Source organism: Rhizobium sp. BK196 (assembly GCF_014193255.1).
Lineage (GTDB): Bacteria > Pseudomonadota > Alphaproteobacteria > Rhizobiales > Rhizobiaceae > Rhizobium.
Map to the genome: position 1 here is coordinate 302,061 of NZ_JACHZB010000005.1, position 21,862 is coordinate 323,922.

The 21,862-nt window shown below is 58.8% G+C and carries 21 protein-coding genes and 1 pseudogene; 11 read left to right on the top strand and 11 right to left on the bottom strand.

Annotated elements, in window-relative coordinates; translation table 11 throughout:
- Positions 1 to 10: 10 nt before the first annotated feature.
- From FHT78_RS18910 to coaD, 3 genes are read right to left on the bottom strand one after another with little or no spacing between them, the layout of a single operon-like run.
- Positions 11 to 520, bottom strand: coding sequence for a peptidylprolyl isomerase (locus FHT78_RS18910; RefSeq protein ID WP_183747234.1), 510 nt, complete (start codon positions 518 to 520; stop codon positions 11 to 13).
- A gap of 25 nt (positions 521 to 545) precedes the next feature.
- Positions 546 to 1,118 carry a peptidylprolyl isomerase gene (locus FHT78_RS18915; protein ID WP_183747237.1) on the bottom strand — a complete coding sequence of 191 codons (573 nt, stop codon included), beginning with the start codon at positions 1,116 to 1,118 and terminating at the stop codon, positions 546 to 548.
- A gap of 26 nt (positions 1,119 to 1,144) precedes the next feature.
- Positions 1,145 to 1,639, bottom strand: coding sequence for a pantetheine-phosphate adenylyltransferase (coaD, locus tag FHT78_RS18920; protein ID WP_183747240.1), 495 nt, complete (start codon positions 1,637 to 1,639; stop codon positions 1,145 to 1,147).
- Positions 1,640 to 1,730: 91 nt separating this feature from the next.
- Between coaD and FHT78_RS18925 the strand changes: the two genes are divergently transcribed.
- The 3 genes from FHT78_RS18925 to FHT78_RS29675 all read left to right on the top strand — a co-directional run bounded on the left by FHT78_RS18925 (position 1,731) and on the right by FHT78_RS29675 (position 2,485).
- The gene (locus FHT78_RS18925) at positions 1,731 to 2,006 is read left to right on the top strand and encodes a hypothetical protein (protein WP_183747243.1); all 276 of its coding nucleotides are present in this window, start codon (positions 1,731 to 1,733) and stop codon (positions 2,004 to 2,006) included.
- A gap of 97 nt (positions 2,007 to 2,103) precedes the next feature.
- Positions 2,104 to 2,313 carry a hypothetical protein gene (locus FHT78_RS18930; protein WP_183747620.1) on the top strand — a complete coding sequence of 70 codons (210 nt, stop codon included), beginning with the start codon at positions 2,104 to 2,106 and terminating at the stop codon, positions 2,311 to 2,313.
- Between the two features lie 37 nt (positions 2,314 to 2,350).
- On the top strand, positions 2,351 to 2,485 hold the full coding sequence (locus tag FHT78_RS29675) for a hypothetical protein (RefSeq protein WP_281412871.1): 135 nt from the start codon (positions 2,351 to 2,353) through the stop codon (positions 2,483 to 2,485).
- 58 nt (positions 2,486 to 2,543) lie between these two features.
- Here FHT78_RS29675 and FHT78_RS18935 read toward each other — a convergent pair whose 3' ends face one another.
- The 5 genes from FHT78_RS18935 to gyrA all read right to left on the bottom strand — a co-directional run bounded on the left by FHT78_RS18935 (position 2,544) and on the right by gyrA (position 8,745).
- On the bottom strand, positions 2,544 to 2,837 hold the full coding sequence (locus FHT78_RS18935) for a hypothetical protein (protein WP_246715350.1): 294 nt from the start codon (positions 2,835 to 2,837) through the stop codon (positions 2,544 to 2,546).
- A gap of 32 nt (positions 2,838 to 2,869) precedes the next feature.
- Positions 2,870 to 3,940 carry a hypothetical protein gene (locus tag FHT78_RS18940; RefSeq protein ID WP_183747249.1) on the bottom strand — a complete coding sequence of 357 codons (1,071 nt, stop codon included), beginning with the start codon at positions 3,938 to 3,940 and terminating at the stop codon, positions 2,870 to 2,872.
- Complete coding sequence (locus FHT78_RS18945; RefSeq protein WP_246715352.1) at positions 3,940 to 4,350, bottom strand: hypothetical protein; 411 nt, start codon at positions 4,348 to 4,350, stop codon at positions 3,940 to 3,942. Before FHT78_RS18945 ends, FHT78_RS18940 begins: the two co-directional genes overlap by 1 nt.
- 7 nt (positions 4,351 to 4,357) lie before the next feature.
- Positions 4,358 to 5,851 carry an FAD-binding oxidoreductase gene (locus tag FHT78_RS18950; RefSeq protein ID WP_183747252.1) on the bottom strand — a complete coding sequence of 498 codons (1,494 nt, stop codon included), beginning with the start codon at positions 5,849 to 5,851 and terminating at the stop codon, positions 4,358 to 4,360.
- Between the two features lie 95 nt (positions 5,852 to 5,946).
- Positions 5,947 to 8,745 carry a DNA gyrase subunit A gene (gene gyrA, locus FHT78_RS18955; RefSeq protein ID WP_183747255.1) on the bottom strand — a complete coding sequence of 933 codons (2,799 nt, stop codon included), beginning with the start codon at positions 8,743 to 8,745 and terminating at the stop codon, positions 5,947 to 5,949.
- A gap of 225 nt (positions 8,746 to 8,970) precedes the next feature.
- Between gyrA and FHT78_RS18960 the strand changes: the two genes are divergently transcribed.
- Positions 8,971 to 9,618 (top strand): MarC family protein, encoded by a 648-nt coding sequence (locus FHT78_RS18960; RefSeq protein WP_183747259.1) that lies wholly within the window; start codon positions 8,971 to 8,973, stop codon positions 9,616 to 9,618.
- A 103-nt stretch (positions 9,619 to 9,721) separates the two neighbouring features.
- Here FHT78_RS18960 and FHT78_RS18965 read toward each other — a convergent pair whose 3' ends face one another.
- A complete protein-coding gene (locus tag FHT78_RS18965) occupies positions 9,722 to 10,258 on the bottom strand; it encodes a single-stranded DNA-binding protein (RefSeq protein ID WP_183747262.1) in 537 nt (178 codons plus the stop codon).
- 254 nt (positions 10,259 to 10,512) lie between these two features.
- On the opposite strand from FHT78_RS18965, the gene uvrA reads away from it, so the two are divergent.
- The 3 genes and pseudogenes from uvrA to FHT78_RS18980 all read left to right on the top strand — a co-directional run bounded on the left by uvrA (position 10,513) and on the right by FHT78_RS18980 (position 14,741).
- Complete coding sequence (gene uvrA, locus FHT78_RS18970) at positions 10,513 to 13,437, top strand: excinuclease ABC subunit UvrA (protein WP_183747265.1); 2,925 nt, start codon at positions 10,513 to 10,515, stop codon at positions 13,435 to 13,437.
- Positions 13,434 to 13,912 (top strand): annotated as a pseudogene (locus FHT78_RS18975) (GNAT family N-acetyltransferase). Before uvrA ends, FHT78_RS18975 begins: the two are co-directional and overlap by 4 nt.
- Before the next feature lie 22 nt (positions 13,913 to 13,934).
- Entirely contained in the window at positions 13,935 to 14,741 is an 807-nt protein-coding gene (locus tag FHT78_RS18980; protein WP_183747268.1) for a DUF72 domain-containing protein, read from the top strand.
- 4 nt (positions 14,742 to 14,745) lie between these two features.
- Here the strand turns inward: FHT78_RS18980 and FHT78_RS18985 are convergent, their stop codons facing one another.
- Positions 14,746 to 16,218 (bottom strand): NAD(P)H-hydrate dehydratase, encoded by a 1,473-nt coding sequence (locus tag FHT78_RS18985; RefSeq protein ID WP_183747271.1) that lies wholly within the window; start codon positions 16,216 to 16,218, stop codon positions 14,746 to 14,748.
- Positions 16,219 to 16,561: 343 nt separating this feature from the next.
- Here FHT78_RS18985 and FHT78_RS18990 point away from each other — a divergent pair, with 343 nt between their 5' ends.
- From FHT78_RS18990 to hspQ, 3 genes are all read left to right on the top strand, one after another.
- Positions 16,562 to 16,900 (top strand): P-II family nitrogen regulator, encoded by a 339-nt coding sequence (locus FHT78_RS18990; RefSeq protein WP_003539626.1) that lies wholly within the window; start codon positions 16,562 to 16,564, stop codon positions 16,898 to 16,900.
- A 78-nt stretch (positions 16,901 to 16,978) separates the two neighbouring features.
- The gene (glnA, locus tag FHT78_RS18995) at positions 16,979 to 18,388 is read left to right on the top strand and encodes a type I glutamate--ammonia ligase (protein ID WP_183747274.1); all 1,410 of its coding nucleotides are present in this window, start codon (positions 16,979 to 16,981) and stop codon (positions 18,386 to 18,388) included.
- A gap of 155 nt (positions 18,389 to 18,543) precedes the next feature.
- The gene (gene hspQ, locus FHT78_RS19000; protein ID WP_183747279.1) at positions 18,544 to 18,873 is read left to right on the top strand and encodes a heat shock protein HspQ; all 330 of its coding nucleotides are present in this window, start codon (positions 18,544 to 18,546) and stop codon (positions 18,871 to 18,873) included.
- Between the two features lie 109 nt (positions 18,874 to 18,982).
- On the opposite strand, the gene FHT78_RS19005 is transcribed toward hspQ, so the two are convergent.
- Positions 18,983 to 19,654 carry an invasion associated locus B family protein gene (locus FHT78_RS19005; RefSeq protein WP_183747281.1) on the bottom strand — a complete coding sequence of 224 codons (672 nt, stop codon included), beginning with the start codon at positions 19,652 to 19,654 and terminating at the stop codon, positions 18,983 to 18,985.
- A gap of 284 nt (positions 19,655 to 19,938) precedes the next feature.
- Between FHT78_RS19005 and FHT78_RS19010 the strand changes: the two genes are divergently transcribed.
- A complete protein-coding gene (locus FHT78_RS19010) occupies positions 19,939 to 21,741 on the top strand; it encodes an extracellular solute-binding protein (RefSeq protein ID WP_183747284.1) in 1,803 nt (600 codons plus the stop codon).
- The last annotated feature ends 121 nt before the right edge of the window (positions 21,742 to 21,862 follow it).

Below are 21,862 nucleotides of genomic sequence, written 5' to 3' on the forward strand. Positions count from 1 at the left end.
GAAATCACAATCAGACGTCGGCGGCAACCCGCATGGAGACGATCGAATCCGGATCGGAAACGGGTTCGCCCTTCTTGATCTTGTCAATATTGTTCATGCCTTCGATGACCTGGCCCCAGACGGAATACTGCTTGTTCAGCCATGGAGCATCGGTGAAGCAGATGAAGAACTGGGAGTTGGCCGAGTTGGGACTCTGCGAACGAGCCATCGAGCAGGTGCCGCGGACATGCGGTGTTGCGGAGAATTCAGCCTTTAGATCGTCCTTCGAAGAGCCGCCCATGCCGGCGCGACCTGGGTTGAAGCTCTCTCCGCCCTTCTTGCCGAACTGCACGTCACCCGTCTGCGCCATGAAATCGGCGATGACGCGGTGGAAAACGACACCGTCATAGGCCTTCTCGCGGGCAAGTTCCTTGATGCGCTTGACATGCTCGGGAGCCACCTGCGGCAGAAGCTGGATGACAACCTTGCCCTTGGTGGTTTCCAGAATGATGGTGTTTTCCGGATCCTTGATCTCGGCCATTGTCGTTCTCCTTGTTGTCTTGAACTTACTTCTTGCCCAGCGTGACCTTGATCATGCGATCGGGATTGCTGACTTCGCCGTTCTGGCCTTCGCCCTTCTTGATCTTGTCGACGTTTTCCATGCCGGAGACAACCTTGCCGACGACCGTGTACTGGCCGTTCAGGAAGGAGCCGTCAGCGAACATGATGAAGAACTGCGAGTTGGCGGAATTCGGATCCTGGGCGCGCGCCATGCCGACCGTGCCGCGGACGAAGGGCGTCTTGGAAAATTCTGCCGGAAGGTCAGGCAGATCGGAGCCGCCGGTGCCAGCCTGGCTCGCATCGAAGTTCTTTTCCATGTTGCCGTATTTCACGTCGCCGGTCTGGGCCATAAAGCCGGGGATGACACGGTGGAAGGCGACATTATCGTATTCACCCTTCTTCACCAGCGCTTCGATCTGCGCAACGTGCTTTGGCGCAACGTCAGGCAGGAGCTGGATCACGACCGGGCCGCTCTTCAGCTGAATGGTGACGTAGTGATCGGCAGCCTGCGCAAAGGCGTCCCCCGCGAAAGAAGCGAAATACAGCACGCCGGCAAATGCAAGATAGAAGAGTTTCATGTGGGCTCCATTGAGGCGGTTTCCGCCTAGTCTTTGCGCTTGGATTTCAAGGCTTTCAACACGGCCGCCGGTACGAAGGCGCTGACATCTCCGCCCATGGCCGCGATCTGGCGCACCAATGTGGCGGTAATGGGCCGCGAGGCTGTGCCTGCCGGCAAAAAGATGGTCTGGATATCGGGCGCCATCTGCCGATTCATCCCAGCCATCTGCATTTCATAATCGAGATCGGTGCCGTCACGCACGCCGCGGATAAGCAGGCTTGCGCCATGCGCGCGCGCAGCATCGACGACGAGATTGTCGAAGGAGACGACATCGATAAGCGCGCTCTTTTCCGGCAGCACTTCGGCGAGCGACGCGCGGATCAGTTCGGCCTTTTCGTTGAAGGAAAAGAGCGCTGTCTTACCGGGGTGGATACCGATTGCGACAATCACCTTTTCGGCGACGTTGAGCGCCTGCACCAGCACGTCAACGTGTCCGTTGGTGATCGGGTCGAAGGACCCCGGATAGAAAGCTGTGGTCATTTGGTCCGGCCGTTCGTTTGACGCCTTTTGTCATGGAAGCCGTTTTCCCGCAAGTCAATTAGCCATGCCGTCAGAGACGGCTGAACGATGAATGAACGGCACGTTCAAGGCCCGCTCAGACGCGATCTGCTTTACTCAGATCATCGACACAGAAGCTACCGGTCCCGGTAGCGTCATCCCCGGAAAGACCCGGATCATGCTGATCATCCTCATTGCAATAGCCGTTATTTTTTCGGTATTTGCAGAGCTTTTCTATGGTTACTTCGCAGATCGGCATCAGCTTGGCTGGGTGCGCCCGGAAGTCAATGAACATGCAGCCATCATGCGCCAGCTTGGACGCATGCGTTCTAATCGATTTGAATTCTGAACGGCAGATGAACACGACATTCAAGGTCGCTTCAGAACACCATTGGTAAACCCCCGTCAACATCCGGCGGGAACCTTTTAAAGACGGATGCGTTCACATGATCGACACATACGAGAAGCGGCAACGCGGCAGGAAGGGAATTAAGATGCCTGGCAAGATCACCATGATCAACATGCTCTGGATGGTAATGATTACGGGCATGCTGACTGCCACAATCGCTCTCTATGACAACCAGAAGGTTGATGCTTCCAAAGTCTATGGCCCATTCGCTTCGGCACGCACCGTAAGCGTACTCGGTCAGTACTAAGGGGCGTTAACGCAACTCCCTGTAGAAAGGAACGGCCATGTTCGCGATCCTGACAGTTCTCACAGCACTCATCAGTATCATGTTCATAGTGTCCGTTACTTCGACGATTTCCGCGCTACGCCGTGAAAGCGAGGAAGTGAAATCGCTCAACAAGAAGCATAGCGCTTTCTAAAGCCGCTCCTGCAGCGCAAAGCATGAATGCAAGCCGGATGTTCTGCATCCGGCTTTTCTCATGGCGAAGATGCAGGCTGTAGCGCCAGACAGCCGCTCTTACGCAGCGGCAGAACAAGAAGCGCCCCCTTGCCATAGAGCGCACGCACATAGTCGCTGCGTTCGCTTGTGACGACGGCAAAGCTCCTGTTCCACCGCAGGATGGAGGCATCTTCGGGCAATGAGCCGGGTTCAATGCTGCCGGCGGGAAAGACCATGGCAGCTGGCGCCTCGCCCGTTGCCGCAAAGACCACAGCAAACAGCACGAAGACTGCAGCGACGACCGCAATCGAAGTGCCTGTCCTGCGTGCCAAGCGTGTGATCAAAGAGCGACCTGTCCGATGGTTCAGAAATCGAATATATGCTCGAGGCCGGGATCGGCAATCGGCCGGTCTTTGAGCAGCGGCGCCAGATCAGGTATCCTGACTGACAGAAGCAGGCGGTCGCTGTCAAAACCGGTGCGAGGCAGGCGGGCGATCACCTCGCCGGCCAGATTGCCTTGCTCCATCCCTGAAGGCATGGTTAGCGACACCATGATTTCGTCGTTGCCGGCAATCTCGCGGATTGTGCCGCCGGCCTTCGCGATCTCCGCAAGGATACGGGTGAAGCGGTCGTAGCGCGGCGTTTCGATCAGTACACCATCAGCACTTTCCGAAATGACCGATACATCGGGAATTGTCGAAAGCGTGTTCGCCGGCAGCCCTGATACGACCGATCGGATCGTTAGCTTCGCCTCGCCCGTTGCCGCAACAGCGCTGGCAATCATGCCGGCATAGCCAATTTTGGCACGCCACTCGCCGCCGAGCGCCAGACGGCGCTCCCAGCCGCGCAGCGGCTCTTCTACAGGTGCGGCCCAAAGCCTGTCGATCCAGGGTTGAAAGGGATATTTGTACCATGGGGTCTGACGCAGGAAGGCGGCATAATCGATCGCCATCTCACGGGCAACGATATCCTGCGGCGTCTTTTCGCTGCCGCGCCAGAGCGCAAAGAGCCGGCCGACTGTTTCCTCATAGGTCGCCTTCAGGCCCATTTCGATGGTGAAGCTGACACCGATGGTGGCGATCATCATTCGCGTCTCGCTGTCAGCGCCGCCGTGGCGATCGGCAATACGGGCCAGCGCACAGTCTGCGACCCAGAAATCCCTCACGCTGGAGACATAGCCGAAGCCATGTTCGTCGCCCGTCTTCAGGGTTTCGGCGAGGCCGTCATAGGCATAGACGATATGCCACTCCGGATAGGTGAGATAGGTATTGGCCTCCTGCCGGCGGGATTCGGGATCCGATATCAGCGGCTTATAGCTGTCAGGCTCAGGGTCGGCATGGCAGAAGGTTTCGACATAGGCAACGGGGCTGAGCAGCAGCAGGACGACGACGAGAACCGCGAGGAGCCAGCCGATGATCTTCAGAAGACGCCGCATCACGGGGCCTCACGGCGGAAGATATAGCTGGATGCGAGCCCCACACCGCCAAGAAAGAGATGCGGCAGGTTGGCGAGGACCTTGAACGTAAAGGGAAGATCCTGAATTCCGTAGTTGACGATACCGAGATCAAGATAACCCGACCCGGTGACCAGTCCAAGCAGGCCATCGCTGAAATAGAGCAAGCCGAAATAGAAAAGGAAGTTTCGGGATGCACGGGCCGACAGGAAGGCTGCGATACCGGCCCAGGCGGCCGAGGCCAGATGCAGGCTGTCGTCATAGATATCGAGCGCGAAAATCCCGAAAGCGCGCCCCTCCGCATCCGTCAGTCCCGGAATGTAATTCAACGCGGCCGCAAAGAGCAGAGCCGCCGTATAAAGCGCGGCAATCAACCGAAGCCTGGACATCATGATCTCCCTAGAGGCTTCCGAGATAGCGATCCCAGAAATGATTGCGGAAGGTAAGGCTGGGATCTAGGCGGCGCTTGGCCGCTGCAAATTCTCCGGCACGGGGATAGGCGCGGGTAAACTGATCCAATCGGGCATGCGGCCGATACGGCAGATAGTAGCTGCCGCCGATTGAGAGCACGCGCTCGATCAGCGCTTCCGTCATACGCTGCATGTCGGCCTCGCCTCTGACAGTCTTTTCCTGCGAGAAGAGCATGACCGCGGCAATGCGGGGTTCCGTGGCGTAAGCCAGCACACTATCGCTATCGGTATCGACATAGCGCAGCGTGATGTTCAGGAGCTGCTGATAGGAGGCCGGAATGATATCCTGGCAGGCTGCGACGAAATCAGCGAAGCGAGACGGCGAGACGAAATATTCGTGCAGGATATCCGTGCGGGACGGATCGCGGTCGTCGAGCGTGACGACGGGTTCGTTCATCAGGCTGTTGCGCGTCGCCTGCGCCGCAAGCGATGGATTGATGACAGCCTCGGTCCACCAGCGAAGATGTTTGGCCGTATCCGAACCGACTTGCGCCCGGAAGATTTCGCGCGAGACATGGCTGATGAAACCGGAGCCGGAGGCCGGCGGTACCTTTGTCTGATCCGGGGCGGCGCGATAGGTGATCAGCAGCGCGTCTTCAAAGAAGCGATCGAGCGAAATATCCATACGGCCATAGGCCATGTTGATCGCGCTATCGCTCGCCAGAACTTCGGCAAAGCGCCGTCCGAGATCCTCACCCGCCAAATGCTCGAAGGTAGGCTGCAGAAGCACGTTCGGCACCATGTCGAGCTCAAGTTCGGTGATGATACCAAAAAGGCCGTATCCGCCCATGGCATGGTTGAAGAGCTCCGCGTTTTCCGTGCGTGAGCAGGTCAGCAGATTGCCGTCCACCGTCATCAACCTGATAGAACGGACGGTGCTGCCGCAAGCACTGAATGGAACGGGCCAGCCATGGGCATTGACCGAAAAGGTGCTGGCAACGCCGAAGTCGTTGTTGGACTGCATGACGGCGGGCGAAAAGCCGATGCTATCGAGCTTGGAAATGATCGTCGACCAACGTGCGCCGGCAGCGACACGGTAGGTCTTGGCGGCCGTATCTGCCTCCAGCCAATCCTGATCGAGCGTTAGGGCCGTACCATTCTCGACAAGACTCTGGCCGCCCATCGAATGGCGCGCGGCGCTGGCGCTCAGGGGCCTGTTTGCCTTGACGGATTCAGCGAGCGCCGTGCGCAACCGGTCGACCGTGGCCTCCTGTGGCGGCTCCTTGACGGTCAGATGTGCCGCAACCCGGGTCGGTGTCAGTTCTCCGGCGTCATTGAGAATGGTCGCGCCATCTTCAATGGGAAGTTCCGCTGGAAAGGCTGGTCCGGGATCACTTTGCGGCTGAAGCAGAAGACGCCCCGCCGCCACACCGGCTGCGGCCGAAATACCGGCCAGCACCCCTCGCCTTGTCCAGCTGCCCACAGCATTCCCCCTCCGGATGAATCGGCAAGCTCTTCATAGCGCAATAAAAAACCGGGCGGCAGGGGCCGCCCGGTCTGCAATGAGAAAGTGGTGAATTATTCAGCCGATGGGGTTTCGTCAGCTTCGCCCGCTGCAGGAGCTTCGTCTTCGGAAACCACGGCTTCGTAACCGTTCTCTGCCGCCTCTTCTTCCGGCTCGCTGATGCGCTCGACCGATACGACCTTCTCATCCTTGGCAGTGGAGAAGATTGTCACGCCCTTGGTCGCGCGGCTGGCGATACGGATGCCGCCGACCGGAACGCGGATCAGCTGACCGCCATCCGAAACAAGCATGATCTGATCGCCATCGTCGATCGGGAAGGCGGCGACCAGTTCGCCGATTTCGCCTGTCTTCGACGTATCGGTGGCGCGGATACCCTTACCGCCGCGACCGGAGATGCGGAAATCGTAGGAAGACGAGCGCTTGCCGAAGCCCTTTTCAGAAACCGTCAGCACGAATTGCTCGCGTGCCTTCAGCTCTTCATAACGCTCGTCGGAGAGCTGTCCCTCTTCGGTGACTTCTTCACCGACCAGAGCGATATCCTCTTCGTCCACGCCCGTCGCACGACGTTCGGCGGCGGAGCGCTTGAGATAAGCAGCGCGCTCCCACGGCTCGGCATCGACATGACCGACAATCGTCATCGAAATGATGCGGTCACCATCTCCGAGATTGATGCCGCGCACGCCGATGGAATTGCGGCCGGCGAAGACGCGGACATCATCGACCGGGAAGCGGATGCACTGGCCGAGCGCCGTCGTCAGCAGAACGTCGTCCCGATCCGTGCAGGTCTCGACGGAGAGGATTTCATCGCCCTCCTCGTCCAGCTTCATGGCGATCTTGCCGTTGCGGTTCACCTGGACGAAATCCGACAGCTTGTTGCGGCGGACCGTGCCACGCGTGGTCGAGAACATGACGTCGAGATTATCCCAGCTGTCCTCATCCTCAGGCAACGGCAGGATGGTGGTGATGCGTTCACCTGACGCCAGCGGCAGCATGTTAATCAGCGCCTTGCCGCGCGAGGTTGGGGTGCCGATCGGCAAGCGCCAGACCTTTTCCTTGTAGACGATGCCGCGCGAGGAGAAGAACAGAACCGGTGTGTGGGTATTTACCACGAATAGCCGGCTAACAAAATCCTCGTCACGAGTGGTCATCCCCGAACGGCCCTTGCCGCCGCGGCGCTGCGCACGATAGGTCGTCAGCGGCACGCGCTTGATGTAGCCGAGATGGGAGACGGTCACGACCATATCTTCGCGGGCGATGAGGTCCTCATCGTCCATTTCGAGACCGCCATCGACAATCTCGGTGCGGCGCGGCGTGCCGAACTCGTCGCGGATTGCAGCGAGCTCGTCTTTGACGATCGTCTGGATACGGACACGCGACGACAGGATATCAAGATAGTCCTTGATTTCCTCGCCTATCTTATTGAGTTCATCGCCAATTTCGTCACGGCCGAGAGCCGTCAGACGAGCAAGACGCAGCTCGAGAATGGCGCGGGCCTGCTCTTCGGAGAGGTTATAGGTCAGGTCTTCGTTGATGCGATGGCGGGGATCGTCGATGAGAAGGATCAGGCTTTCGACATCTTCCGCCGGCCAGCGGCGGGTCATCAGTTCTTCGCGAGCCGACTGCGGGTCAGGCGCCTGGCGGATGACGCGAATGACTTCGTCGATATTGGCAACGGCAATCGCCAAACCTACCAAGACGTGGGCGCGTTCGCGCGCCTTGCGGAGCAGAAATTTCGTTCTCCGGCTAACGACTTCCTCGCGAAAGGAGACGAAGGCGCGGAGCATGTCGAGCAGCGTCAGCTGTTCCGGCTTGCCGCCGTTCAGCGCCACCATATTGCAGCCGAAGGAGGTCTGCAGCGGCGTGTAACGATAAAGCTGATTGAGGATGACGTCGGCATTGGCGTCGCGCTTCAACTCGACGACAACACGGTAGCCCTGGCGGTCGGATTCATCACGCAGGTCGGAGATGCCTTCGATGCGCTTCTCGCGCACCAGCTCGGCCATCTTCTCGATCATCGTCGCCTTGTTCACCTGATAGGGAATTTCGGTGATAATGATCTGTTCGCGATCGCCGCGCATCGGCTCAATGGTGGCAACGCCACGCATGACGACGGAACCGCGGCCGGTTTCATAGGCCGAGCGGATCCCGGCGCGGCCGAGAATCTTGGCTCCGGTCGGGAAGTCGGGGCCAGGAATGATCTGCATCAGTTCCGGCAGTTCGATCGCGGGATCGTTGATCAGCGCAATACAGCCGTCGATGACCTCAGAAAGGTTATGCGGCGGAATGTTGGTCGCCATGCCGACGGCGATGCCGCCTGCACCGTTGACCAGCAGGTTCGGGAACTTGGCGGGAACGACGACCGGCTCGGAGAGCGTGCCGTCATAGTTGTCGCGGAAGTCGACCGTTTCCTTGTCGAGATCGTCGAGCAGCGAATGGGCCGCCTTCTGCAGGCGGCATTCGGTGTAACGCTCGGCCGCCGGCGGGTCACCGTCGACAGAACCGAAATTGCCCTGGCCGTCGATGAGCGGCAGACGGAGCGACCAATCCTGCGCCATGCGGGCGAGCGCATCGTAAATCGCGGCGTTGCCGTGCGGATGGTATTTACCCATCACATCCCCGGTAACGCGGGCGCATTTGACGTATTTCTTGTTCCAGTCGATGCCGAGCTCGGACATGCCGTAAAGGATGCGCCGATGCACGGGCTTCAGGCCATCGCGCACGTCGGGCAGCGCACGCGACACGATCACGCTCATGGCGTAATCGAGATAGGACCGCTGCATTTCCTCCATAATGGAGATGGGCTCGATGCCTGGCGGGAGCTTCCCGCCGCCGGGGGGTGTTTGCTCAGTCAAAACGGTTCACGTTCTCTTCTAGAATCACTCGAAGATTTATAGCGGAAAGCCTGTTCCCACGCCAATTTGGCCAAGGGTTTTGAACAGGCTTTTGCGGTCGAAAGAGGGCAAACCACGGTATTTGCCCGTAGTAGGAAGACAATCAGCAATCATGCATTTGCCAAATCGGGATCGGCACAGCACAATCATGAAAAACAAGCACCTATATGGGGTTTTGGAGAAGCGATGGCAAGCGCCGACCAACTGATCAACGCGTTCACGACGCTGCTTGTCACCATCGATCCGCCAGGGCTTGCCCCGCTCTTTCTCGGCCTCACTGTGGGTATGAGCCGCCCGGAGCGAAAGCAGGTGGCGCTGCGCGGCATCACGATCGCCTTCATCATCCTTGCCGTTTTCGCGCTGTTCGGCTCCGGCGTGCTCGGCGTTCTCGGCATTTCCATCGGCGCATTCCGGCTGGCGGGCGGACTGCTGCTTTTTTGGATAGCCTTCGAAATGGTCTTCGAGCGTCGGCAGGACCGCAAGGAAAAGACCACGGAAGTGGCGATCACCAAGGATCATATCGAGAATATCGCCGTCTTCCCGCTTGCCCTGCCGCTGATCGCCGGACCGGGGGCCATTTCGGCGACGATCCTGCTCGGAGGCACCCTGCCCTCCACCGTCGAGCGTGCGCAGCTAATCGGCGTCATTGCCGGCTGCCTGCTGATCACGCTGGTGGTGCTATTCCTCGCCGACCGGCTTGACCGCTTCCTCGGCGTCACCGGCCGGGCGATCCTGACCCGTCTTCTCGGCGTCATCCTGGCGGCTCTTGCCGCCCAGTTCGTCGTGGACGGTGCGAAATCCGCCCTCAACCTGATCAGCGCGACGCCGACCTGAAAACGGCGCTTACAAATCGGCCCGAAAATCGGAATCGATTTTCGGGCCGATGTGTGGATTCAAAAGGCTAGAGCGCGATCCTCAAATCTTCGGTTAGGATCGATCAAAACGGGATGTCGTCGTCGAGATCGCGCGAGAAGTTGCCGCCACCGCTGTTGTTGCTGCCGCCACGGGCGCCACCGCTGCTGCGGCCCCCCCCCGACGACGGACCCGCGCCGTAGTCGTCGCCCCCGAAATCATCGCCGCCGCGACCGCCGCCGAAGCCGGAGCTCGCGCCCCCGCCTTCGCCACGGCCATCAAGCATCGTCAGCGTCGAATTGAAGCCCTGCAGCACGATTTCCGTCGAGTAGCGGTCGTTGCCGTTCTGATCCTGCCATTTGCGGGTCTGCAGAGCGCCCTCGATATAGAGCTTGGCGCCCTTCTTCACATATTGTTCGACGACCTTGCAGAGGCCTTCGTTGAAGACGACGACGGTGTGCCATTCAGTCTTCTCGCGGCGCTCGCCGGAGTTGCGGTCGCGCCAGGTTTCCGAGGTCGCGATGCGGAGATTGGCGATCGGCCGGCCATCCTGCGTGCGCCGGATTTCGGGGTCGGCACCCACGTTTCCGATAAGAATTACCTTGTTCACACTGCCAGCCATATCGCTCACCTTACTGCCGCCCTGACCGGCGGCGTTCAAAAATCATCGGCGCACCTTAAACCATAGAGGACAAGCGATGCGCATCCAGGCCCTCTTAATCCACAAGGAATTTTGTTCTTTATTTGTTCTAATTATTCGCTATGATCCTGTCAACAGAATCGAAAACCTTTGTTGTTCCGGACATTCAGCCTCGACTCGCCCGCTGGCATCACTAAATAAGGGCTGTGATCCCCAAACCACTTGAAGCAGAGACGATGAGCGAACTGAAGACGATCTCCATCCGTGGCGCGCGCGAGCATAATCTGAAGGGCATCGACCTCGATCTGCCGCGCAACAAGCTGATCGTCATGACCGGCCTTTCCGGCTCCGGCAAATCCTCGCTCGCCTTCGATACGATCTATGCTGAGGGCCAGCGCCGCTATGTCGAAAGCCTTTCCGCCTATGCACGCCAGTTCCTGGAAATGATGCAGAAGCCTGATGTCGATCAGATCGACGGCCTGTCGCCGGCAATCTCGATCGAGCAGAAGACGACCTCGCGCAATCCGCGCTCGACCGTCGGCACCGTCACCGAAATCTACGACTATATGCGCCTGTTGTTTGCACGTGTCGGCGTTCCCTATTCGCCGGCCACCGGCCTACCGATCGAGAGCCAGACAGTGAGTCAGATGGTGGACCGTGTACTCGCCTTCGAGGAAGGTACACGTCTTTATATATTGGCGCCGATGATCCGTGGCCGTAAGGGCGAGTACAAGAAGGAACTGGCGGAGCTCATGAAAAAGGGCTTCCAGCGCGTCAAGGTGGACGGGCAGTTCTACGAGATCGCCGATGCGCCAACGCTCGACAAGAAATATAAGCACGATATCGACGTGGTCATCGACCGTATCGTCGTGCGGCCCGACATGGCTTCGCGCCTGGCCGACAGTTTCGAAACGGCGCTGAAGCTTGCCGACGGCCTCGCCGTTGCCGAATTCGCCGACAAGCCGCTGCCGCCCGAGGAAACCTCGGCCGGCGGCTCGGCCAACAAATCGCTCAACGAGACGCACGAGCGTGTGCTGTTTTCGGAAAAGTTTGCGTGCCCGGTTTCCGGCTTCACCATTCCGGAGATCGAACCGCGGCTCTTTTCGTTCAACAATCCTTTCGGCGCGTGTCCGACCTGCGACGGTCTCGGTTCACAGCAGAAGATCGACCCGGATCTGATCGTGCCCGAGCCGGAGCGTACACTGCGCGACGGTGCGATCGCGCCCTGGGCCAAGTCCACTTCGCCCTATTACAACCAGACGCTGGAAGCGCTCGGCAAGCATTTCGGCTTCAAGCTCGGCAGCCGCTGGAACGACCTTCCCGAAAAAGCCAAGGATGTCATCCTGAACGGCACCGAGGAGAGGATCGAATTCCACTATGCCGATGGTGCGCGTTCCTACACCACCTCGAAGAATTTCGAAGGCATCGTACCCAATCTCGAGCGGCGCTGGAAGGAAACGGATTCGGCCTGGGCGCGCGAGGATATCGAGCGCTTCATGTCGGCAGCCCCCTGCCCGTCCTGCAACGGCTTTCGCCTGAAGCCGGAAGCGCTGGCGGTCAAGATCAACAAGCTGCATATCGGCGAAGTCACGCAAATGTCGATCCGCATCGCCCGCGACTGGTTCGAGGAACTGCCGGCGACATTCAACGCCAAGCAGAACGAGATTGCCGTGCGCATTCTCAAGGAAATCCGCGACCGATTGCGTTTCCTCAATGATGTGGGTCTCGAATATCTCAGCCTGTCGCGCAATTCCGGCACGCTGTCGGGCGGCGAGAGCCAGCGTATCCGACTTGCCTCGCAAATCGGATCGGGCCTGACCGGGGTTCTCTACGTGCTCGACGAACCGTCGATCGGCCTGCATCAGCGCGACAACGCCCGCCTGCTCGACACGCTGAAGCACCTGCGAGACATCGGCAACACGGTCATCGTGGTCGAGCATGACGAAGATGCGATCCTGACGGCAGATGATGTTGTCGATATCGGCCCGGCGGCGGGCGTGCATGGCGGCCAGGTGGTGGCGCATGGCACGCCGCAGGAGATCATGGCCAATCCGAAATCGCTGACCGGCAAATATCTGTCGGGCGAACTTGGCGTGGCCCTGCCTGACGAACGGCGCAAGCCGAAGAAGGGCAAGGAGATCAAGGTTATTGGTGCACGCGGCAACAATCTGAAGAACGTCACAGCGGCGATCCCGCTCGGGGTCTTCACGGCGGTGACAGGCGTGTCGGGTGGTGGCAAGTCCACCTTCCTCATCGAGACGCTCTACAAGTCGGCGGCACGACGCGTCATGGGCGCGCGCGAAATCCCTGCCGATCACGACCGCATCGATGGTTTCGAGCATATCGACAAGGTGATCGACATCGACCAGTCGCCGATCGGCCGCACACCGCGTTCGAACCCGGCCACTTATACAGGCGCCTTCACACCGATCCGTGACTGGTTTGCCGGCCTGCCGGAGGCAAAGGCACGCGGCTATCAGCCGGGCCGTTTCTCCTTCAACGTCAAGGGCGGCCGTTGTGAGGCCTGCCAGGGCGATGGCGTTATCAAGATCGAGATGCACTTCCTGCCTGACGTCTATGTCACCTGCGACGTCTGCCACGGCAAGCGTTACAACCGCGAAACGCTCGATGTCACCTTCAAGGGCAAGTCGATCTCCGACGTGCTGGACATGACGGTGGAAGAAGGCGTCGAGTTCTTCGCAGCGGTTCCGGCCGTACGCGACAAGCTGCAGTCTCTGTTCGATGTCGGTCTTGGCTATATCAAGGTCGGCCAGCAGGCCAATACGCTTTCGGGTGGCGAGGCGCAGCGCGTCAAGCTCGCCAAGGAACTATCGAAGCGCTCGACGGGCCGCACGCTCTATATCCTCGACGAGCCGACGACCGGCCTGCATTTCCATGACGTCTCCAAGCTTCTGGAAATGCTGCACGAGCTGGTCAATCAGGGCAATTCGGTTGTTGTCATCGAGCACAATCTCGAAGTCATCAAGACGGCCGACTGGATCCTCGATTTCGGACCTGAAGGTGGCGACGGCGGCGGCGAGATCGTGGCCGTCGGCACGCCGGAGACCATTGTCCAGGAGAAGCGTTCCTATACCGGTCAGTTCTTGAAGGAATTGCTGGAGCGGCGGCCGGTCAAGAAGGCGGTCGTAGCAGCGGAATGACGATGCGGATCGCCACGATTGCGGAACTGCCTGCGGTCATGACGCTGACATCGGCTGCCTATCAGCCCTATACCGATCTTTTCGGCTATCCGCCGATCCCGGTGACGGAAAATTACGAGCCGCGGATCGAACGCGGCGAAGTCTGCTACGGGAGGCTGATGGTACCATGGCGGGGCTCGCGGTCGTCGAGCGCCATGCCAACCACGTGATGCTTTTCAGCATTGCGGTATCGCCAGACTTCCAGGGAGCGGGACATGGCGTGGCCATGCTGCGCTGGCTGGAGGACAAAGCGCGGGAGTGGGGAAAGCCAGAGATGCGGCTCTATACCAATGCGCGGATGGAGCGAAACATCGCGCTTTATTCCGCCTTCGGTTTTCAGGAAACGGGTCGCCGGCCCAATCCCTATCGGCCAGGATGGACCATCGTCGACATGACAAAGAAGGTCGATGGGGCAAAGAAGGTTGGCGCGATCTGAGGGATCGCAAGAGGAGGAGCAGATGAGCAAATCGGGCACGATCCGCGTAGGTATCGGCGGCTGGACATTCGAGCCGTGGCGCGGCCATTTCTTTCCCGCCGATCTCAAGCAGAAAGACGAGCTGAACTATGCCAGCCGCCAGCTGAAGGTCATCGAAGTCAACGGCACCTACTACAGCACGCAGAAGCCAGCGGTCTTTGCCAAATGGGCCGCTGATGTGCCCGATGGCTTCGTTTTTTCGCTAAAGGCAACGCGTTACACAACGAACCGCCGTGTGCTTGCAGAGGCATGGGAATCGATGGAGAAATTCCTTTCATCCGGCATCAGCGAACTTGGCGATCATCTCGGCCCTCTGCTCTGGCAGTTTGCGCCGACGAAAAGGTTCGAACCCGATGATTTCGAGGCGTTCCTGAAGCTGCTGCCGGAGAAGCAGGACGGACTGAAGCTGCGCCATGTCGTGGAAGTCAGGCACGATTCCTTCAAGGTGCCGGAATTCGTCGCACTGCTTGAGAAATATGGTGTGGCGCCTGTCTGCGCAGAGCATTTCGACTATCCGATGATTGCCGATGTGACGGCGGATTTCGTCTATACGCGGCTTCAGAAGGGATCGGATGACATTCCGACCTGCTATCCGGAACCGGAGTTGAAGGACTGGGCCAAACGACTTGAGACCTGGGCCGAAGGAAAAGTGCCTGACGACCTGCCGTTGATCGACAAGGACAGGAAGGTCAAGGTCGAGCCGCGCGACGTCTTTGCTTTCATGATCCATGAGGGCAAAGTCAATGCGCCGCATGGGGCGATCGCCCTGCAGAAGCGGATCGACAAATAATCGCTCAGTAGGGCAGTACGTGCGCGGCGAGATCTTCGGCCGTCAACCCTTTCCCGGCGCGGTGGCCTGCCTCTCCATGCAGCCAGACAGCAGCAGCTGCTGCCTCGAATGCCGGCAGGCCCTGAGCGAGCAAGCCGCCGATAATGCCTGCCAGCACATCGCCGGAACCGGCGGTCGCGAGCCAGACCGGTGCGTTGGTGTTGATCAGCGCCCGTCCGTCCGGAGAGGCGATGACGGTATCGGCACCCTTGTAGATGATGATTGCATTAGAGCGGCCGGCGGCGGCCAGTGCCTTGTCCACCTTTCCTGCCCTCTTATCTGCGGCGATATCAGGAAAGAGGCGCGCAAACTCGCCATCATGTGGCGTTAGAACGAGGCGCGGCTCTCCCCTGAACAGATCGAACAGCGCCTGCGGGTCATCCTTGAACGAGCTGATGCCGTCGGCATCGAGAACGAGATGACGGTCGCGCAGTAGGGATACGAATTTGCGGGCCTTCTTTCCGATGCCGAAGCCAGGGCCGAGAACGAAGGTCTGAAGACGTGCATCTTCAAGCCAGCCCTTCAATGCCGCCGCGTCGTCAATCGCGTGCAGCATAATGGCGGTCAGATGGGCGCTGTTGGCGGAAAGTGCTTCGCTCGGCGCGGCGATGGTGACAAGCCCGGCCCCGGCCTTCAGCCCCGCCATGGCCGACATGCGGGCGGCGCCTGTCTTGCTCGCATCACCTGAAAATACAACAAGGTGGCCACGCTTATATTTGTGTGTCTCCATCTGCTCGGTCGGAATGACAGCACGCCACGCGGCAGGTGTGTTCTCATCGACACGACCATCCGTCTGCGCGCTGATGATTCGGCTCGGAATACCGATATCGAAGACCTCAAGGCTGCCGCAAAGCTCCCTGCCCGGCATCAGCAGATGGCCGGGCTTGCGGGTCATGAAGGTCACGGTATGCGCCGCGCGGAAGGCGGCTCCGAGTACTGCGCCAGTGCGGCCGTCGAGGCCGGATGGCAGATCGACGGCGATGACCGCAATGCGCGCCTTCTCCACCTTTTGGATCAGTTCGGCCACGTCCGCCGGGACAGCGCGCGCAAGGCCCGCACCAAAGAGACCGTCGATGACGATATCGCCCTGCTGCGGATCATAGTTGCCTATATCCAATCCTTTCAGTGCACAGGCTGCCCTCGCCCGTGCGGCGTCTCCCTTCAGCTTCTCCGGATCACCAAGATGAAAGATCTCCACGTGTGCGCCGCTCTCCTGCAGGAGCCGGGCAACCACATAGCCGTCGCCGCCATTGTTGCCCGGACCGCAGAGGACGGCAAAGCGTACAGCGCCCGGATAAAGCCGCAGCGCAGTGGCGGCGACCGCAGCACCTGCCTTCTCCATCAGGCCGTAGGAGTCGATTCCGGATTCAGCAGCAGCCCTATCGGCCGCAGCCATTTCTGCGGGTGTCAGGAGGAGATCGGAAAGGCGCTGGCTCATGGACCTATTCAATTCAAAAAACGCCTAAAAAACAACCGTATGATCAAGAAAACAAGAGGTCATATTTTATGCATCTGATTAATTTTTCATCGAATCGCAAGACACCCGGGGAAGTCGAAATTGAAATGGTTTTTTCAGGTTTTGTGCCATTTTCGATAAAAACACGACCCCCTTCACCTCTTTTTTCATCAAAACGACATGGAACGCGGGCAAACAGCGCTGCGCGGATAAAATTCCGTGATTTTTTGCGTGGGACGGATTTCAAACTGGCACGATATCTGCATCATATCCCGCGAGCGGGAAAATTCCTGCTGTAACGGGAGAAGCGGAGAGACATTTTCTCATGAAAAAGATCGAAGCGATCATTAAGCCTTTCAAGCTGGACGAGGTGAAGGAAGCCCTTCAGGAAGTCGGTCTGCAGGGTATCACTGTCACGGAAGCGAAGGGCTTCGGTCGCCAGAAGGGCCATACCGAACTCTACCGCGGTGCTGAATATGTCGTCGATTTCCTGCCGAAGGTGAAGGTCGAGGTCGTGCTCGCAGATGAAAACGCGGAGGCTGTCATCGACGCGATCCGCAAGGCCGCGCAGACGGGGCGCATCGGCGACGGAAAGATTTTCGTTTCCAATGTCGAAGAGGTCATCCGCATCCGCACCGGTGAAACCGGTATCGATGCCATCTGACCGGCTTTGCCTTCGGCGAAGCTCACTCATCCTCATCGTACATAACCTAACGTCATCACAAAATAGAGGAAGCATCTTATGGCGAGTGCAAGCGAAATCCTGAAGCAGATCAAGGAAAACGACGTCAAGTTCGTCGATCTGCGCTTCACCGACCCCAAGGGCAAGCTGCAGCACGTAACGATGGACGTAACCTGCGTCGATGAAGACATGTTCGCCGACGGCGTCATGTTCGACGGTTCCTCGATCGGCGGCTGGAAGGCGATCAACGAGTCCGACATGGTGCTGATGCCCGACACCGAGACGGTGCATATGGACCCGTTCTTCGCTCAGTCGACCATGGTCATCGTCTGCGACATCCTCGATCCGGTTTCCGGTGAAGCCTATAACCGCGATCCGCGCGGCACCGCCAAGAAGGCCGAAGCCTATCTGAAAGCGTCCGGCATCGGCGACACGATCTTCGTCGGCCCGGAAGCCGAATTCTTCGTCTTCGACGACGTCAAGTACAAGGCAGATCCGTATAATACCGGATTCAAGCTCGACTCCACGGAACTGCCATCGAACGACGACACAGATTACGAGACCGGCAACCTCGGCCACCGTCCGCGCGTCAAAGGCGGTTATTTCCCGGTTCCGCCCGTCGACAGCGCCCAGGACATGCGTTCGGAAATGCTGACGGTTCTCTCCGAAATGGGCGTCGTCGTCGAAAAGCACCACCACGAAGTGGCTGCCGCCCAGCACGAACTCGGCATCAAGTTCGACACGCTCGTTCGCAACGCCGACAAGATGCAGATCTACAAATATGTCGTTCATCAGGTCGCCAATGCCTACGGCAAGACCGCAACCTTCATGCCGAAGCCCATCTTCGGCGACAACGGCTCGGGCATGCACGTGCATCAGTCGATCTGGAAGGGCGGCAAGCCGACGTTCGCCGGCGACGAATATGCAGGCCTTTCCGAAACCTGCCTCTACTATATCGGCGGGATCATCAAGCATGCCAAGGCGATCAACGCCTTCACCAACCCGTCGACGAACTCCTACAAGCGTCTTGTCCCGGGTTATGAAGCGCCGGTACTGCTGGCCTATTCCGCCCGCAACCGCTCGGCCTCCTGCCGCATTCCGTTCGGCTCTAATCCGAAGGCAAAGCGCGTCGAAGTCCGCTTCCCGGATCCGACCGCAAACCCCTACCTCGCCTTTGCCGCCATGCTGATGGCCGGCCTCGACGGCATCAAGAACAAGATCCATCCCGGCAAAGCCATGGACAAGGACCTCTACGACCTGCCGCCGAAGGAACTGAAGAAGATCCCGACCGTCTGCGGTTCGCTCCGCGAAGCGCTCGAAAGCCTCGACAAGGACCGCAAGTTCCTGACGGCGGGCGGCGTCTTCGATGACGATCAGATCGATGCGTTCATCGAACTGAAGATGGCCGAAGTGATGCGCTTCGAAATGACGCCGCATCCGGTCGAATACGACATGTACTACTCGGCATAAGACAAGAGTTGAAAGCCCTGGTTCGCCGGGGCTTTTTTCGATCCTGAGGCCATAAGGGCCAATGGGCAGAGATGACAGTCATGTGACGAAATCCCGCAAAAATCTTGATTTGCGGGGGACCGATCACCAAATTGGGTGAGAAAGGAAGTCGTACCATGAAAGAAAGAGTTGCAAAGTTCAGTATAGGCGAAGTGGTCCGGCACAAGGTTTTTCCGTTTCGCGGAGTCATCTTCGACGTTGATCCGGAGTTCGCGAATACGGAAGAATGGTGGAATTCCATTCCCGCGGAAGTCCGCCCCAGCAAAGACCAGCCGTTTTACCATCTGCTTGCCGAAAATGACGATAGCGAGTATGTCGCCTACGTCTCCGAGCAGAACCTGATAAGCGACGAAAGCGATATGCCGCTTCGCAATCCGCAGGTCGAGCAGATCTTCGACCGCAGCCCGACAGGCCAGTTCAAACCCAAGATGAGCTTCGCCCATTAAGTCGGATCACATAACCGGCATGGCAAGGCCCCGCATGTCGGGGCCTTTCTTTTAGCGACAAAAAACCCGGCCTGAAGCCGGGTCTTCCGTCAATTCATGAAAGTCCCGATTACTGGGCCTTTGCTGCCTTCTGGGCGTCTTCCAGCTTCTTGCGGGCTTCTTCGGCCTTCTTCTGCATGCTGTCCTGCAGGCTGCGCTGGCTTTCGGCGAGCTTCGATTCGGAAACCGGTTCGCCGTCATAAGCGCCGGTGAAGCCTTCGAGCGAAACCTTGATCGGGTTGGCAGCACGGCGGAAGTTGATCGAGGTGAAGACCACGTCGCTGCCCTTCTTGAGGCTTGCGATCATGGCGTCGGTCAGCGGAATTTCCGCCGTGCACTTGTCCGGCAAGCAGACGGCGTAATCGAGCTTCTGGCCCTTGCCGCCATCGATCTGCATGCTGATGCCCGGAGGAATCAGGCGTGCGGCCGGAACCGAAACCTGAAGGATCTTGCGGTTGATCTTGCCGGAAACCGAGATGAGGCCAACAGCCGTCACCAGTTGGCCGCCATTGGCGAGAACCAGGTTCTGAACAACGCAGATGTCGTTGTCTTCCTGCTTGCTGCAGGTCTTGTACCAGCCGAGGCGCGGTGCGCCGGCGGCCTGTGCGGGAGCGTCGGCCGACGCTGCCGGAGCCTGGGCGGCTGCGTCCTGTGCGAAGGACGAGACCGGAGCCGAAGCACCGAAGACCACTGCCATAACGGACAGTGCTGCCCGCATTTTCTTTTCAGACTTGAACATCATAACGAATTCCGTCTCCTGATATCCGTTGCGGGGCTACGTTCGGCCGCCCCAACCACCGGGTCGTTCGGCACTCCACCTCTTAAAAAATTAAGGCAAATGCATGACCCCAAAACTTCGGGTCACGTGTTACATCGCGCTGTTGAAGATATCCAGCATTTCTTTGGCAATTTCTCCGGCATTTTGGCACATAGGTAAAGAAAACGGCGGGTCCGGTTGGAATTGGACGCTCGCATGTTACCCTGCCGCCGAATCGTGCCCGTCGCCACGCATCGAGGAATTTCAGAATGCTTCGGATCGCCCTTCTCGCCGCTTTCACGCTGATCAGTGGCGCCGCCGCTGCTGAGCCCGTACATGGTATTGCCATGCACGGTGCGCCGGCGCTGCCTGCCGATTACAAGCACTTCCCTTACGTCAATCCCGACGTGAAGAAGGGCGGAAAAATCACCTATGGCGTGGTCGGCACTTTCGACAGCCTGAACCCTTTTATCCTGAAAAGCATGCGTACAACGGCGCGCGGCATGTGGGATCCGCAATTCGGCAACCTCGTCTACGAATCCATGCTGCAGCGTTCGAGCGACGAGCCTTTCACGCTCTACGGCCTGCTGGCGGAAACGGTGGAATGGGATGAAGACCGTACCTTCATCCAGTTCAACCTCAACCCGAAAGCCAAATGGTCGGACGGGCAGCCGGTTACGCCCGAAGATGTGATCTTTTCCTTCGAGCTGCTGCGCGACAAGGGACGCGTGCCCTTCTCCAGCCGCCTCAATCTCGTTTCGAAGATGGAGAAGGTCGGCGACCACAGCGTACGCTTCACCTTCAACGACAAGGCAGATCGCGAGACGCCGATGATCTTCGGCCTGTTTCCGATCCTGCCGAAACATGCGATCGACCTCGATAGTTTCGACCGCAGCACGCTCACGCCGCCCATCGGCTCCGGCCCCTACAAGATCAAGAGCCTGAAGCCGGGCGAGAGCATCACCTACGAGCGCGACCCGAACTATTGGGGCAAGGATATTCCGGCCAAGGTCGGCATGGACAATTACGACCAGCTTACCGTGCAGTATTTCCTGCAGGACACGACGCTTTTCGAGGCCTTCAAGAAAGGCGACGTTGATATCTATCTGGAAGGCAATCCGGGGCATTGGGCGAACGCGTATGATTTTCCGGCGGCAATGTCGGGCATGGTCGTGAAGGATGTGTTCAAGCCGAAACTGCCGAGCGGCATGCTCGGCTTCGTCTTCAATACGCGGCGGCCGATCTTTAGCGATATCAAGGTGCGCGAAGGTTTGTCGCTGGTCTTCGATTTCGAATGGGCCAACAAGAACCTCTACTCCGGTGCTTACAAGCGCACGCAAAGCTTCTGGCAGAATTCCGATCTCTCGAGCTTTGGCGTACCGGCGGATGCGCGTGAGCTGGCGCTGCTCGGGCCGATCAAGGACCAGATCGACCCCGCGATCCTTGATGGCAGCTATAAGCTGCCGGTGACCGACGGTTCTGGACGCGACCGCAAGGTGCTGAAGCAGGCCGTCGACCTCCTGAAGCAAGGGGGCTATACAATCCAGGGTGGCAAGATGGCTGATGCGAGCGGCAAGCAGCTTGCCTTCGAGATCATGACGCAAAATCCCGATCAGGAAAAACTCGCGGTCGCCTACCAGCGATCGCTGCAGACGATCGGCGTCGCGGCATCCATCCGCACCGTCGACGATTCTCAATATCAGAGCCGGACGAACAGTTTCGACTATGACATGATCATGAAGGCCTATACTTCATCGCTGTCGCCCGGGAACGAGCAGCTGGGCCGCTGGTCGTCGGCCGCACGCACGCGCGAGGGTACGGACAGCTTTGCCGGGGCCAACGACCCCAATCTTGATACGCTGATCGATCATCTGCTGCGGGCGCGCTCGACAGAGGATTTCACGGCTGCCGTGCGCTCCTATGATCGGCTGCTGATTTCCAGTCACTATGTGTTACCGCTATACCACATCGATCAGCAGTGGGTTGCGCGCAACAAGCGCATCGGTCATCCGGATGCTGTGCCGCTCTATGGCTATCAGTTGCAGACATGGTGGGATACGAGCGCGCAATAATCACATCATCAGGCGCGTTATTCTATTTCCTTTCTCTTGCCTCGACCTTCCTCTAAAGATCGTCGAAAACATCTTCTGTGCGATCGAGCCAACCGTCACTGAGGGATGGCAGAATAGGAAT

What these genes read in the sequence shown, in the direction of transcription:
- FHT78_RS18910 (WP_183747234.1), bottom strand. Translation starts at nt 520, where the DNA reads ATGGCCGAGATCAAGGATCCGGAAAACACCATCATTCTGGAAACCACC.
- FHT78_RS18915 (WP_183747237.1), bottom strand. Translation starts at nt 1,118, where the DNA reads ATGAAACTCTTCTATCTTGCATTTGCCGGCGTGCTGTATTTCGCTTCT.
- coaD (WP_183747240.1), bottom strand. Translation starts at nt 1,639, where the DNA reads ATGACCACAGCTTTCTATCCGGGGTCCTTCGACCCGATCACCAACGGA.
- FHT78_RS18925 (WP_183747243.1), top strand. Translation starts at nt 1,731, where the DNA reads ATGAACGGCACGTTCAAGGCCCGCTCAGACGCGATCTGCTTTACTCAG.
- FHT78_RS18930 (WP_183747620.1), top strand. Translation starts at nt 2,104, where the DNA reads ATGATCGACACATACGAGAAGCGGCAACGCGGCAGGAAGGGAATTAAG.
- FHT78_RS29675 (WP_281412871.1), top strand. Translation starts at nt 2,351, where the DNA reads ATGTTCGCGATCCTGACAGTTCTCACAGCACTCATCAGTATCATGTTC.
- FHT78_RS18940 (WP_183747249.1), bottom strand. Translation starts at nt 3,940, where the DNA reads ATGCGGCGTCTTCTGAAGATCATCGGCTGGCTCCTCGCGGTTCTCGTC.
- FHT78_RS18945 (WP_246715352.1), bottom strand. Translation starts at nt 4,350, where the DNA reads ATGATGTCCAGGCTTCGGTTGATTGCCGCGCTTTATACGGCGGCTCTG.
- FHT78_RS18960 (WP_183747259.1), top strand. Translation starts at nt 8,971, where the DNA reads ATGGCAAGCGCCGACCAACTGATCAACGCGTTCACGACGCTGCTTGTC.
- FHT78_RS18965 (WP_183747262.1), bottom strand. Translation starts at nt 10,258, where the DNA reads ATGGCTGGCAGTGTGAACAAGGTAATTCTTATCGGAAACGTGGGTGCC.
- uvrA (WP_183747265.1), top strand. Translation starts at nt 10,513, where the DNA reads ATGAGCGAACTGAAGACGATCTCCATCCGTGGCGCGCGCGAGCATAAT.
- FHT78_RS18980 (WP_183747268.1), top strand. Translation starts at nt 13,935, where the DNA reads ATGAGCAAATCGGGCACGATCCGCGTAGGTATCGGCGGCTGGACATTC.
- FHT78_RS18985 (WP_183747271.1), bottom strand. Translation starts at nt 16,218, where the DNA reads ATGAGCCAGCGCCTTTCCGATCTCCTCCTGACACCCGCAGAAATGGCT.
- FHT78_RS18990 (WP_003539626.1), top strand. Translation starts at nt 16,562, where the DNA reads ATGAAAAAGATCGAAGCGATCATTAAGCCTTTCAAGCTGGACGAGGTG.
- glnA (WP_183747274.1), top strand. Translation starts at nt 16,979, where the DNA reads ATGGCGAGTGCAAGCGAAATCCTGAAGCAGATCAAGGAAAACGACGTC.
- hspQ (WP_183747279.1), top strand. Translation starts at nt 18,544, where the DNA reads ATGAAAGAAAGAGTTGCAAAGTTCAGTATAGGCGAAGTGGTCCGGCAC.
- FHT78_RS19005 (WP_183747281.1), bottom strand. Translation starts at nt 19,654, where the DNA reads ATGATGTTCAAGTCTGAAAAGAAAATGCGGGCAGCACTGTCCGTTATG.
- FHT78_RS19010 (WP_183747284.1), top strand. Translation starts at nt 19,939, where the DNA reads ATGCTTCGGATCGCCCTTCTCGCCGCTTTCACGCTGATCAGTGGCGCC.